The 11,228-nt window shown below is 68.5% G+C and carries 16 protein-coding genes; 5 read left to right on the top strand and 11 right to left on the bottom strand.

All coding sequences use genetic code 11. From position 1 onward, the window contains the following. Positions 1–26: 26 nt before the first annotated feature. Positions 27–578 carry a CGNR zinc finger domain-containing protein gene (locus ACZYYX_RS09870; protein ID WP_463814211.1) on the bottom strand — a complete coding sequence of 184 codons (552 nt, stop codon included), beginning with the start codon at positions 576–578 and terminating at the stop codon, positions 27–29. Between the two features lie 88 nt (positions 579–666). Between ACZYYX_RS09870 and ACZYYX_RS09865 the strand changes: the two genes are divergently transcribed. Genes ACZYYX_RS09865 through ACZYYX_RS09850 form a run of 4 tightly spaced genes read left to right on the top strand, consistent with a single transcriptional unit; the run spans position 667 to position 3,719 of the window. Further along, positions 667–1,698, top strand: a complete 1,032-nt coding sequence (locus ACZYYX_RS09865) for an EamA family transporter (protein ID WP_463814210.1) — start codon at positions 667–669, stop codon at positions 1,696–1,698. Further along, the gene (locus ACZYYX_RS09860; RefSeq protein ID WP_463814209.1) at positions 1,695–2,354 is read left to right on the top strand and encodes a cutinase family protein; all 660 of its coding nucleotides are present in this window, start codon (positions 1,695–1,697) and stop codon (positions 2,352–2,354) included. Before ACZYYX_RS09865 ends, ACZYYX_RS09860 begins: the two co-directional genes overlap by 4 nt. 24 nt (positions 2,355–2,378) lie before the next feature. Further along, positions 2,379–3,047 carry a cutinase family protein gene (locus ACZYYX_RS09855; protein ID WP_463814208.1) on the top strand — a complete coding sequence of 223 codons (669 nt, stop codon included), beginning with the start codon at positions 2,379–2,381 and terminating at the stop codon, positions 3,045–3,047. 15 nt (positions 3,048–3,062) lie between these two features. Further along, on the top strand, positions 3,063–3,719 hold the full coding sequence (locus tag ACZYYX_RS09850; RefSeq protein ID WP_463814207.1) for a cutinase family protein: 657 nt from the start codon (positions 3,063–3,065) through the stop codon (positions 3,717–3,719). Here ACZYYX_RS09850 and truA read toward each other — a convergent pair. The 9 genes from truA to dosR form a co-directional block, all read right to left on the bottom strand. Beyond that, positions 3,716–4,594: a tRNA pseudouridine(38-40) synthase TruA gene (gene truA / locus ACZYYX_RS09845; protein WP_463814206.1), complete on the bottom strand. Its 879-nt coding sequence runs from the start codon at positions 4,592–4,594 to the stop codon at positions 3,716–3,718. The genes ACZYYX_RS09850 and truA overlap by 4 nt on opposite strands. A gap of 10 nt (positions 4,595–4,604) precedes the next feature. Next, positions 4,605–5,195: a 50S ribosomal protein L17 gene (gene rplQ / locus ACZYYX_RS09840; protein ID WP_463814205.1), complete on the bottom strand. Its 591-nt coding sequence runs from the start codon at positions 5,193–5,195 to the stop codon at positions 4,605–4,607. Between the two features lie 62 nt (positions 5,196–5,257). After that, the gene (locus ACZYYX_RS09835) at positions 5,258–6,322 is read right to left on the bottom strand and encodes a DNA-directed RNA polymerase subunit alpha (RefSeq protein WP_463814204.1); all 1,065 of its coding nucleotides are present in this window, start codon (positions 6,320–6,322) and stop codon (positions 5,258–5,260) included. Positions 6,323–6,399: 77 nt separating this feature from the next. Then, complete coding sequence (rpsD, locus tag ACZYYX_RS09830; RefSeq protein ID WP_011778695.1) at positions 6,400–7,005, bottom strand: 30S ribosomal protein S4; 606 nt, start codon at positions 7,003–7,005, stop codon at positions 6,400–6,402. A 21-nt stretch (positions 7,006–7,026) separates the two neighbouring features. Then, positions 7,027–7,440, bottom strand: coding sequence for a 30S ribosomal protein S11 (rpsK, locus tag ACZYYX_RS09825; protein WP_043405918.1), 414 nt, complete (start codon positions 7,438–7,440; stop codon positions 7,027–7,029). A gap of 6 nt (positions 7,441–7,446) precedes the next feature. Further along, a complete protein-coding gene (gene rpsM / locus ACZYYX_RS09820) occupies positions 7,447–7,821 on the bottom strand; it encodes a 30S ribosomal protein S13 (RefSeq protein ID WP_046362731.1) in 375 nt (124 codons plus the stop codon). A gap of 155 nt (positions 7,822–7,976) precedes the next feature. After that, positions 7,977–8,090 carry a 50S ribosomal protein L36 gene (rpmJ, locus tag ACZYYX_RS09815; protein WP_003879483.1) on the bottom strand — a complete coding sequence of 38 codons (114 nt, stop codon included), beginning with the start codon at positions 8,088–8,090 and terminating at the stop codon, positions 7,977–7,979. A gap of 34 nt (positions 8,091–8,124) precedes the next feature. Then, positions 8,125–8,346, bottom strand: a complete 222-nt coding sequence (infA, locus tag ACZYYX_RS09810; RefSeq protein ID WP_003418601.1) for a translation initiation factor IF-1 — start codon at positions 8,344–8,346, stop codon at positions 8,125–8,127. A gap of 195 nt (positions 8,347–8,541) precedes the next feature. After that, a complete protein-coding gene (gene dosR / locus ACZYYX_RS09805) occupies positions 8,542–9,192 on the bottom strand; it encodes a hypoxia response regulator transcription factor DosR/DevR (RefSeq protein WP_463814203.1) in 651 nt (216 codons plus the stop codon). 60 nt (positions 9,193–9,252) lie between these two features. Here dosR and ACZYYX_RS09800 point away from each other — a divergent pair, with 60 nt between their 5' ends. Continuing rightward, the gene (locus tag ACZYYX_RS09800; RefSeq protein WP_463814202.1) at positions 9,253–10,131 is read left to right on the top strand and encodes a universal stress protein; all 879 of its coding nucleotides are present in this window, start codon (positions 9,253–9,255) and stop codon (positions 10,129–10,131) included. Positions 10,132–10,155: 24 nt separating this feature from the next. On the opposite strand, the gene ACZYYX_RS09795 is transcribed toward ACZYYX_RS09800, so the two are convergent. Further along, a complete protein-coding gene (locus tag ACZYYX_RS09795; RefSeq protein WP_463814201.1) occupies positions 10,156–11,172 on the bottom strand; it encodes a zinc-binding alcohol dehydrogenase family protein in 1,017 nt (338 codons plus the stop codon). Between the last annotated feature and the right edge of the window lie 56 nt (positions 11,173–11,228).

Below are 11,228 nucleotides of genomic sequence, written 5' to 3'. Positions count from 1 at the left end.
GTAACGATGCGCCGACGGGGGTCAGATCACTTGTTGGAGCGCCGCTCCCGGTATGCGGCGACGTGTTGACGATTGCCGCAGTTGCCGGTGTCGCAGAACTTGCCCGAGCGGTTGCGTGAGAGGTCGACCAGCACGGCCTGACAATCCGGTGCCGCGCAGATCTTGAGTCGGCGTAGGTCGCCCGCGCGGATCAGATCCGCCAGCGCCATCGCGAATTCCGCGCCCATGCGCTGCCACAGCGGATCGTGTACGGAGGCCAGGTGCAGGTGCCACTCGGGCATCTCCGGATGCCGAGTCAGCCACGGCGCCGCACGCGTGTCGGCGAGCAGAGCGTTTACCTGCCCGACCGCGCGGGCTTCGTCGTCGGCGATCTCCCAGATCCCGCCCAGCCGAGCACGCAGCCGGTGCACCGATTCCAGCTCGGCGGCGTCATGGTCCCGGCGCCCGGTCCAGCCGAAGCTGTCCAGGTACTCGTCGAGCGCGCGCAGTTCGGCGAGTTGCTCGCCGTCGACCCGATCGGTGTTGATCAGCACCGCCGCTGCCCGCAGGGTCAGCTCGGTGTCATGACTGAAAAGCATTTGACTCGTGACTCCTTCCGGCAGTAGCGTCACGACCAAAGTTGAGTTTACTCATGTCGTCGCAGATCAGACTTGTGGAGGTGCACCCATGGCCGTGCTGACGCCGAGCTCGCGGTTCCGTAGCGGCCTCCTCTTCGCGGTTGCCTCGGCATTCGCCTTCGGTTGCTCAGGTCCGTTCGGCAAGGCCCTGATGACCGCGGGGTGGAGCCCGACGGCCGCGGTGACCGCCCGGCTGGCCGGCGGCGCGCTGGCGATGGCCGTGTTCGCCACCGTTGCACATCCCGGGTGGTTGCGCGAGGCACGCCATCACGTGCGGACAATCGTGGCCTACGGGCTCGTCCCCATCGCCGGTGCGCAGCTGTTCTACTACAACGCCGTCGCCCATCTCGCGGTCGGTGTCGCGCTGTTGCTCGAGTACACCGCGCCGATCCTGGTGGTGGGCTGGCTGTGGGCGACCACACGCCGCCGTCCCAGCGCGCTGACGCTGTCCGGTGTGGTGCTGGCGATCGCCGGCATCACCGCGGTGCTCGGGCTGGTCGGTCCGCACGGCTTCTCCCCGGTGGACTTCGACCTCGCCGGCGTCGCCTTCGGTCTCGCCGCCGCCGTGTGCGCGGCCTGCTACTTCGTGATGTCGGAGAAGGTGTCGGGTGCCGACACAGACACAGACACAGCCGGCACGCCGCTGCACCCGATCACCCTGGCCACGGCCGGCCTGTTCGTCGGTGCCGCTGCGGTCGCTGCGATCGGCGCCACCGGCGTGATGCCGATGACGTTCACCGCCAATGACACCGTGGTCGCCGGCATGACCACGTCCTGGGTGTTGCCGGTCGTCGCGCTGGCCCTCTTCCCCACCGCGATCGCCTACACCTTGGGGATCGTCAGCATCGCCCGGCTGAAGCCGCGGTTCGCGTCGCTCGTGGGTTTGTCCGAGGTCATGTTCGCCGTCCTGGCTGCGTGGATCTTGGTCGGCGAGGCGGTCACCGCGATGCAGGCCGTGGGCGGCGCGATCGTCCTCGCCGGATTGGCACTGGCCCGTCAGGGCGACCGCGGGGATCTCGCCGACGTGAATGCCGCGACCTGGCCGGATGCTCCGCTAGGTGAGCTAACATCATCTAGATGATGATCGATCTTGATGCGCGCCGGGTAGCTGGACTCGCCGCCACCGCTCTCTCGGTGGCGGCGATGATCGCGACACCCGCCCTCACCGCGCCCACGGCGGCAGCCCAGGGCTGCCCCGACATCGAAGTGGTCTTCGCGCGCGGCACCGACGAGCCGCCCGGTCTCGGCCGCGTCGGAGGCGCGTTCGTCAACTCCCTCGAGGGACGAGTCGGCGGACGCTCCGTCGGGTCGTACGCCGTGAACTACCCGGCGTCGTTCGACTTCCTCCAGGTCGCGGCCGGCGCCAACGACGCCAGCGGCCACATCCAGTACATGATCGACAACTGTCCCAACACCCGGTTGGTACTGGGGGGCTACTCCCAGGGCGCGGCCGTGATCGACGTCATCGCCGCGGTTCCCGTTCCGGGCGCCGGCTTCACCGCACCGTTGGCCCCCAACGCTCCCGACCACGTGGCGGCGATCGCCGTGTTCGGTAATCCCTCGGCGAAGATCGGGCTGCCGCTGACCTCGAGCCCCGTCTGGGGAGGGCGATCGATCGACCTGTGCACACCCAACGATCCGGTGTGCTCGGGCGGCGACGACATTCCCGCGCACAGCAATTACGCGTCGTCCGGGATGACGGACCAGGCGGCCGGATTCGTCGCGGGACTTTTGTAGCTCAGCTATACGTTACGGTGCATTGTGCGATCTGACCGACTGCGCCGCCTCGCTGCGGCCGTTGCCGCCGCGGCCCTACCCGTCGCCGGCTCCGTTCTTGCGCCTACCGTCCCGACCGCGTCGGCCCAGCCCTGCTCGGACGTCGAGGTGATCTTTGCCCGCGGCACCAGCGAGCCGCCCGGCATCGGGCGTGTCGGGCAGGCCTTGACCGATGCGCTGAGCACTCAGCTCGGCGGACGCTCGATCAGCACCTACGGCGTCAACTACCCGGCAAGCTACGACTTCCTCAACACCGCGGTGGGCGCCACCGACGCCGCCGGCCGGATCGCGACGCTGGCAGCGCAGTGCCCCAGCACGAGGATCGTGCTGGGCGGGTACTCGCAGGGTGCCGCGGTCGTCGACATGCTCGCCGGCGTCCCGCCGCTGGGCAACAAGATCGGCGAGATCGGCTCGGCCCCTCCGCTGGCCGGCGGTCTGGTGGGCAACGTCGACGCCGTCGCGGTGTTCGGCAACCCGGCGGCGAAGTTCGGCAATCCGGTCTCCGGGGCCGGTTCCTTCACCGGTAAGGCGATCGACCTGTGCGCCGACGGTGATCCGATTTGCTCAGACGGCCGAAATCCGTTCGCGCACACCCATTACGAGTCATCGCCGTTCATCGGCCAGGCCGCAGGGTTCGCTGCAGCCCGAGTCTGACCTATCATCGGCAGGGTGACCGTCTCGCTCCGCCGTGCCGCTACGTGGGTGGTGGCCGCGCTGGTCGCCGGTTTGGTGGGGCCGATGGCTCCCGCCGCGTCGGCGGAGTCCTGCCCGCAGGCCGAACTGATCTTCGCCCGCGGTCGTCTCGAGTCGCCCGGTGCCGGTCAGATCGGCAACGCGCTGGCTTCGGCGCTGCGGAGCAAGACCGGCAAGGACATCCGCCTCTACGCGGTGAAGTACCCCGCCGACACCGAGGTCGACATCGGGGCCAACGACATGAGTGGACGCGTCGCGTACATGACGGGTACGTGCCCCGACACCCGGCTGGTGCTGGGTGGCTACTCGCTCGGTGCTGCCGTCACCGACGTCGTGGTGGCCGTACCGATCGCCGCCTTCGGATTCAAGAACCCGATGCCCGACGGGGCGGACTCTCACATCGCCGCGATCACGCTGTTCGGCAACGGCAGCCAGTGGGTCGGCCCGATCGCCAACTTCACCAACCCGGCGCTGCGCGACAAGATCATCGAGCTGTGCCACGGGGACGACCCGATCTGCAATCCGACCGACCCGAACAACTGGCAGGACTACTGGCCCGACCACCTCGCCCCGGCCTACATCAAGGCCGGCATGGTGAACCAGGCTGCCGACTTCGTCTCGGGCCGGATCTAACCCACCTCGTCCGCGGTGCGGACATCCCGAGTGATCAGGGTACGGGCGGCGAGTTCGTCGTCGGGAGGATAATCCACACCGACGAACGTCAGTCCGCGCGCTGGTGCCGCAGCGAAATCGCTCGACCGCCGCGTCTCGGTCAGCAGGGCCGCACACCAGGCGGCGTCGCGCCGGTGCTCACCGACGGCGAGCAGCGCCCCGACCAGTGACCGCACCATGTTCCAGCAGAACGCGTCGGCGCTGACGTGGATCCAGATGTCGTCTCCGGTGCGCACCACGTCGAGCCGCTGCAGGTCCCGGATCGTGGTCGCGCCGTCGCGGTGCCGACAGAATGCCGCGAAGTTCCGCAGCCCCACCAGGTGTCGCGCCGCGGTCGACATCGCGTCGGCGTCGAGGGCGCGAGGCCACGCCGTGACGAAGCGCGCCTGTGCGGGCAGCACACCCCACGGCGCCGTCGACAACCGATAGACGTAGTGGCGCCGCAGCGCCGAGAACCGTGCGTCGAATCCCGGTGCGGCACGGGCGATCTGGCGCACCCGGACATCCTGTGGCAGCAGCCGGCCGAGCCGGCGCACCAACGGCGCGAACTCGGGCTCACCCGCGCGCGAGGTCCGCGGATAGGCGTATGACACGGCGTGCGCGGGGATGTCGACGTGCGCGACCTGACCGGTGGCGTGCACGCCGGCGTCGGTGCGCCCCGCGGCGCGGGTCTGCACCGGAATGCGGAATACCGTCGTCAGCGCCTCGTCGATCACGCCAGCCACGGTGCGCTGCCCGGCCTGCGTCGCCCACCCCGCGAAATCCGTTCCGTCATAGGCGATGTCGAGCCGCAGACGAACGAGCCCGCCATCGGAATCGATGACGGGCTCGTTCATGGGACTGCTGCTACTTGGCGTCGTCAGTTTCTCCGTCGGCCTTCTCGTCGGCGGACTCGGCGGCCTTCGCCTCGGCCTCGACGTCGGACTCGTCGGCGATCGGCGTCTCGGTGACGGCGTCGACCTCGTCGGCGCTCGGGCCTTCGGCCTCTTCCGGCTCGACAGCGGCCTGCGGAGCGGCCGCCGCTGCGACCTTCTGCGCCGACGCGGCACGGCGAGCCCGGTTGGCCTCGGACGTCACCGTCTTCTCCCGCACCAGCTCGATGACCGCCATGGGAGCGTTGTCGCCCTTGCGGTTCTCGACCTTGATGATGCGGGTGTAGCCACCGGCACGATCGGCGAAGAACGGCCCGATCTCGGCGAACAGAACGTGCACGACGTCCTTGTCACGGATCTTCTTCATCACCTCACGCCGGTTGTGCAGCGTGCCCTTCTTGGCGTGGGTGATGAGCTTCTCGGCGTACGGACGCAACGCCCGAGCCTTGGGCTCCGTCGTCTTGATGCGGCCGTGCTCGAAGAGCGAGGTGGCCAGGTTGGCCAGGATCGCTTTCTGGTGCGACGACGAACCGCCGAGGCGGGGTCCCTTGGTGGGCTTGGGCATTGCGACTGTCTCCTATGTGGGGCCGACCCCCGTATGAGGTAGGGCCGGGACGGCTTCTCGAGTTAGAGCTGTTCGGTTTCTGCGTAGTCGGTGTTGTCGTCGGCCTCGTAGGACGATTCGTACCCGGCATCGCTGTTCCAGGTACCGGTCGCGACGTCGTAACCGGCCACCTCGGACGGATCGAACGTGGCCGGGCTGTCCTTGAGCGAGAGACCCAGCTGGTGCAGCTTGATCTTCACCTCGTCGATGGACTTCTGGCCGAAGTTACGGATGTCCAGCAGATCGGACTCCGTGCGGGCGACCAGCTCGCCGACGGTGTGCACGCCTTCACGCTTGAGGCAGTTGTACGAGCGCACCGTCAGGTCCAGGTCGTCGATCGGCAGCGCGAAGCTGGCGATGTGGTCGGCCTCGGCCGGCGACGGTCCGATCTCGATGCCCTCGGCCTCGACGTTGAGTTCCCGTGCCAGACCGAACAATTCGACCAGAGTCTTGCCCGCCGAGGCGAGCGCGTCACGCGCGGTGATCGAGCTCTTGGTCTCGACGTCGAGGATCAGCTTGTCGAAGTCGGTGCGCTGCTCGACACGAGTGGCCTCCACCTTGTAGGTGACCTTCAGCACCGGCGAGTAGATGGAATCGACCGGGATACGGCCGATTTCGGCACCCGAGGCCTTGTTCTGCACAGCAGGCACGTAGCCACGACCGCGCTCGACGACGAGTTCGACCTCGAGCTTGCCCTTCTCGTTGAGCGTCGCGATGTGCATGTCGGGGTTGTGCACGGTGACCCCGGCCGGCGGCACGATGTCGCCGGCAGTGACCGCACCCGGGCCCTGCTTGCGCAGGTACATGGTGACCGGCTCGTCCTCTTCGGAGGACACGACCAGGCCCTTGAGGTTCAGGATGATGTCGGTGACGTCTTCCTTCACCCCGGGGACGGTGGTGAACTCGTGCAGCACACCGTCGATGCGGATGCTGGTGACCGCCGCGCCCGGGATGGACGACAGCAGTGTGCGACGCAGCGAGTTGCCGAGGGTGTAACCGAATCCGGGCTCCAGCGGTTCGATGACGAACTGGGACCGGTTCTCGGCGATGACCTCTTCGCTGAGTGTGGGGCGCTGTGAAATCAGCATGGTGTTTCTTTTCTCCTTCTCGGCAACCGCTATTTGATGCCGTTAGGTGATCCGCGGCCGGGTTCGGCCGTGAACGCTTACTTCGAGTAGAGCTCGACGATCAGCTGCTCGGTGAGCGGGACGTCGATCTGCGCGCGCTCAGGCAGCTGGTGCACGAGGATGCGCTGACGCTCGCCGACGACCTGCAGCCAGCCCGGGATCGGGCGCTCGCCGGCGGTCTGCCGGGCCACCTCGAAGGGCAAAGTGTTGATCGACTTGTCCTTGACGTCGATGATGTCGTACTGCGACACCCGGTAGCTGGGCACATCGACCTTCACACCGTTGACGGTGAAGTGGCCGTGGCTGACCAGCTGACGCGCCATGCGGCGGGTGCGGGCCAGGCCGGCCCGGTAGACGACGTTGTCCAGTCGGCTTTCGAGGATGCGCAGCAGGTTGTCACCGGTCTTGCCGGGGAGGCGGTTGGCCTCCTCGTAGTAGCGGCGGAACTGCTTCTCCATGACGCCGTAGGTGAAGCGGGCCTTCTGCTTCTCCTGCAGCTGGGTGCGGTATTCGCTCTCCTTGATCCGCGCGCGGCCGTGCTGGCCGGGCGGGTAGGGGCGCTTCTCGAACGACTGATCTCCACCGACGAGGTCGACGCCGAGGCGGCGCGACTTGCGGGTGACGGGTCCGGTGTAACGAGCCATGAGTTCTAGTTCTCCCTATCCCTAGACCCGGCGCCGCTTGGGCGGACGGCAACCGTTGTGCGGCTGAGGGGTGACGTCGGAAATCGCGCCCACCTCGAGGCCGGCGGCCTGCAGCGAGCGGATGGCGGTCTCGCGGCCCGAACCCGGGCCCTTGACGAACACGTCGACCTTCTTGACGCCGTGCTCCTGCGCCTTGCGGGCAGCGTTCTCGGCGGCGAGCTGGGCCGCGAACGGCGTCGACTTACGCGAGCCCTTGAAGCCCACGTGACCCGACGAGGCCCACGCGATGACGTTGCCCTGTGGATCGGTGATCGACACGATCGTGTTGTTGAACGTGCTCTTGATGTGCGCGGCGCCGTGCGGGACGTTCTTCTTCTCCCGGCGGCGGGTCTTGGCGGCACCCTTCTTGGGCGCGCCCTTCTTGGCTTGTGCCATCTCGGGTTACCTGGCCTTCTTCTTGCCGGCGATGGTGCGCTTCGGGCCCTTGCGGGTGCGCGCGTTGGTCTTGGTCCGCTGGCCGCGCACCGGCAGGCCGCGACGGTGCCGCAGGCCCTGGTAGCAGCCGATCTCGATCTTGCGGCGGATGTCGGCCTGCACCTCGCGGCGCAGATCACCTTCCACCTTGAGGTTGCCCTCGATGTAGTCGCGCAGCTGGCTCACCTGATCGTCGGTGAGGTCCTTGGTGCGCTGGTCCCGGCTGATGCCGGTCGCTTCCAGGATCTCCTGGCTGCGGGTACGGCCGATGCCGTAGATGTAGGTCAGCGCGATCTCCATGCGCTTGTCGCGCGGCAGATCGACGCCCATGAGACGTGCCACAGGGGTGTTTCCTTCTCTATGCGGAGGTCTGGTCCCAGTCCGTTCCCGGGCTCTTGCCGGGGTCCGGCCTCCGTGCCGGACGTGTGCGAGCGGCCTATCCGCTCAGTGGTACTGGGAGTTCGTCATTCAGTTGTGGTGCGGGCTGGACCTTGCGGTCAGCCCTGCCGCTGCTTGTGGCGGGGATCGGAGCAGATCACCATGACCCGCCCATGCCGGCGGATCACCCTGCACTTGTCGCAGATCGGCTTGACGCTCGGGTTCACCTTCACGGCTGTCGTCGATCCTTCTTCTCGTCGGTTGCGGTTACTTGTAGCGGTACACGATGCGGCCACGGGACAGGTCGTAGGGAGAGAGCTCCACCACGACGCGGTCCTCAGGGAGGATGCGGATGTAGTGCTGCCGCATCTTGCCGCTGATGTGGGCGAGGACCTTGTGTCCGTTCTCCAGCTCAATGCGGAACATCGCATTGGGCAGAGGTTCGACAACGCGGCCTTCGACCTCGATGGCACCGTCTTTCTTGGCCATACTGGTTAGCGATCCTTGCTTTTCGTTTCGTATGGGCGTGCTGGCCTGGGTTGGTACAGCTCAGGTCCGACTAGCAACGTGGGCCGGAGCTCGGGAATTCCCGACAGGACACGCAAGAAGTCGGCGCGAAACCGCACCGTCGATCCATACTACCCGCTCGGCAGGCTGCCCCAAAATCGCCGAATCTGCAGCGTATTAGTCGAAGACCGACCGGCGCGGGCGGTCGAGCCGCGACACGAACGCCGCCGCCTGGGTGCGCCGCTCCATACCCAGTTTCGCCAGCAGTCGCGACACGTAATTCTTCACCGTCTTCTCGGCGAGGAACATCCGCGCCGCGATCTGCTTGTTGGTCAGGCCCTCCCCCAGCAGATCCAACAGCACCTTCTCCTGGTCGCTGAGCCCCGCGAGCGGATCAGAGCGGTCGGCGGCGCTGCGCAGCTTGGCCATCAGCGCGGCGGCCGCGCGATTGTCGAGCAGCGACCGTCCCGCGCCCACCTCTCTGACGGCCTTGGCCAGCTCCATGCCCTTGATGTCCTTGATGACGTAGCCGCTGGCGCCGGCCAGGATCGCGTCCAGCATGGCCTCGTCGGACGTGAACGACGTCAGCATCAGGCAGCGCAGGTTCGGCAGCCGGGACAGCAGGTCACGGCACAGTTCGATGCCGTTGCCGTCGGGCAGCCGGACATCGAGTACCGCCACGTCGGGTTGAAGGGCCGGGATGCGGGCGAGCGCCTCGGCGACCGTGCCCGCCTCGCCGATGACCTCGAGCTCTTCGTCAGCGCTGAGTAGGTCGATCAACCCGCGCCGCACCACCTCGTGATCGTCGACCAGGAAGACGCGGACCATGTCTTCAGTATGGCCTGATGGCCCTGGCGGAAGGCAGCATCACGCGGCAATAGTTGGGGCATGAGCACCTCGGTCCAGCAGCACGCGTCCCCCGTCGTCGTCGGCGTCGACGGGTCGGCATCGTCGCGGGAGGCGCTCGCCTGGGCTGCCCACGACGCGATGCTGCACGGCACCACGATGACGGTGCTGCACGCCGCGGCCCCTCCGCTCGGCACATGGCCCGCGGCGCGAACGCCGGTCGGGGTGCCCGAATGGCAGCGGGAACTGGGGCGGCAGGTGCTCGACGACGCCGCCCAGACGGCGCGCGAGCTGACCGGCGGGGCGGTCGACGTCCGGACCCAGTACGCGTCGGCGTCACCCACCGCGGCGCTGGTCGACGCGTCACGGACCGCCCGCCTCGTGGTCGTCGGGTCGCGCGGACGCGGCGCGCTGGCGCGCACCGTGTTGGGCAGCGTCAGCACCGGGTTGGTGCACCGCGCACACGGCCCGGTCGCGGTCATCCACGAGGGCGCGTCGACACGGGATCAGGGACCCGTCGTGGTCGGCGTCGACGGTTCGAACACCTCCCGCCTGGCTCTCGACGTCGCGTTCGCCGAGGCGGCACGGCGCCGCGCGCCGCTGATCGCGGTGCACGCGTGGTGGTCACCCGGCGCCTTCGACTTTCCCGGATTCGACTTCGAGGAGATGCGCGCAGGCGTGGACGCCGAGGTGGCCGACTGGTTGACGGCGTGGCGGCGGCGCTACCCGGACGTGCGCGTGGACATCGCGACGGTGCCGGATCAGCCGGCGCGCCGCTTGGTCGAACGCGCGGAGTCGGCGCAGCTGCTGGTGGTCGGCAGCCATCGCGACGGCGCCGTCGCGAGCGCGCTGCTGGGCTCGGTCAGCAGCGCGGTCGTGCAGGCCGCCCGGGTTCCGGTGATCGTGGCCCGGTCGGACTGACGGTGTGAACCCGTCCCAGAGGGCTCAGACGAGCAGGACGGCCGCGCCTGCGATGCGGCCCGCGCTCAGGTCGGCGAGGGCGGCGTCGGCCTGATCCAGGCGGTAGCGCGGGGTCGTCACCTCGATGCGGTGCTGCCCGGCGAACGCCAGGAACTCGCGGGCGTCGGCCCGGGTGTTGGAGGTGACCGAGCGCACCTGGCGTTCCTGGAACAGATGCGCCTGATAGTTCAGCGACGGGATGTCGCTGAGATGGATGCCGGCGATCGCCAGCGTTCCGCCGCGGTCGAGCGCCTCCAGGGCAGGCAGCACCAGCTCGCCCACCGGCGCGAAGAGAATGGCCGCATCCAGGGGCACCGGCGGACGGTCCGAGGCGCCCTGCACCGAGGCCGCACCGAGGGCCAGCGCCAGCTCGCGAGCGTCGGCGCCCCGCGTCATCACATGGACCTCGGCCCCCTGCGCCACCGCCACCTGAGCGGTGATGTGCGCACTGCCCCCGAACCCGTAGATGCCGAGCCGGCCGCCGGGCGGCAGATCGGCGCGCAGCAGCGAGCGGTACCCGATGATGCCCGCACACAGCAGCGGCGCCACCTCCTCGTCGCTGTAGCCGACGGGCAGGCGGTGCACGAAATCCGCAGGGGCCGTGACGTAGTCGGCGTATCCGCCGTCGGCGTCCCAACCCGTGTACCGGGACTGCGGGCACAGGTTCTCCCGGCCACGCACGCAGAAACGGCAACGTCCGCACGTGTGCCGCAGCCAGGCCACCCCCACCCGGTCGCCGGGCCGCAGGTCGCTCAGGGTGTCCGGGCCGAGCGCGACGACCTCGCCGACCACCTCGTGACCCGGGGTCACGCGCGGCTTGTGCACGGCGAGATCGCCCTCGGTGACGTGCAGATCGGTGCGGCACACGCCGCACGCCGCAACGGCGACGAGGACGTCACCGACGGCCGGTTCCGGAACCGGCGCGGTGACCAGCTCGAGCGGGTGGGTGGGCATCGCTCCCGGCGAGCGAACCTGCCACGCCCGCATGGTGGCCGTCGTCATGCCGCTCAGTCTGCGCCCCCGGTCAACCGGACTGCGGACTATCCGCTGGACACCGG

The organism is Mycobacterium sp. IDUB_1 (genome assembly GCF_055419625.1).
The sequence above is the reverse complement of the archived record's forward strand: the minus strand, read 5'-3'. Positions and strand labels throughout refer to the sequence as shown.

What these genes read in the sequence shown, in the direction of transcription:
- ACZYYX_RS09870 (WP_463814211.1), bottom strand. Translation starts at nt 578, where the DNA reads ATGCTTTTCAGTCATGACACCGAGCTGACCCTGCGGGCAGCGGCGGTG.
- ACZYYX_RS09865 (WP_463814210.1), top strand. Translation starts at nt 667, where the DNA reads ATGGCCGTGCTGACGCCGAGCTCGCGGTTCCGTAGCGGCCTCCTCTTC.
- ACZYYX_RS09860 (WP_463814209.1), top strand. Translation starts at nt 1,695, where the DNA reads ATGATGATCGATCTTGATGCGCGCCGGGTAGCTGGACTCGCCGCCACC.
- truA (WP_463814206.1), bottom strand. Translation starts at nt 4,594, where the DNA reads ATGAACGAGCCCGTCATCGATTCCGATGGCGGGCTCGTTCGTCTGCGG.
- rplQ (WP_463814205.1), bottom strand. Translation starts at nt 5,195, where the DNA reads ATGCCCAAGCCCACCAAGGGACCCCGCCTCGGCGGTTCGTCGTCGCAC.
- ACZYYX_RS09835 (WP_463814204.1), bottom strand. Translation starts at nt 6,322, where the DNA reads ATGCTGATTTCACAGCGCCCCACACTCAGCGAAGAGGTCATCGCCGAG.
- rpsD (WP_011778695.1), bottom strand. Translation starts at nt 7,005, where the DNA reads ATGGCTCGTTACACCGGACCCGTCACCCGCAAGTCGCGCCGCCTCGGC.
- rpsK (WP_043405918.1), bottom strand. Translation starts at nt 7,440, where the DNA reads ATGGCACAAGCCAAGAAGGGCGCGCCCAAGAAGGGTGCCGCCAAGACC.
- infA (WP_003418601.1), bottom strand. Translation starts at nt 8,346, where the DNA reads ATGGCCAAGAAAGACGGTGCCATCGAGGTCGAAGGCCGCGTTGTCGAA.
- dosR (WP_463814203.1), bottom strand. Translation starts at nt 9,192, where the DNA reads ATGGTCCGCGTCTTCCTGGTCGACGATCACGAGGTGGTGCGGCGCGGG.
- ACZYYX_RS09800 (WP_463814202.1), top strand. Translation starts at nt 9,253, where the DNA reads ATGAGCACCTCGGTCCAGCAGCACGCGTCCCCCGTCGTCGTCGGCGTC.
- ACZYYX_RS09795 (WP_463814201.1), bottom strand. Translation starts at nt 11,172, where the DNA reads ATGACGACGGCCACCATGCGGGCGTGGCAGGTTCGCTCGCCGGGAGCG.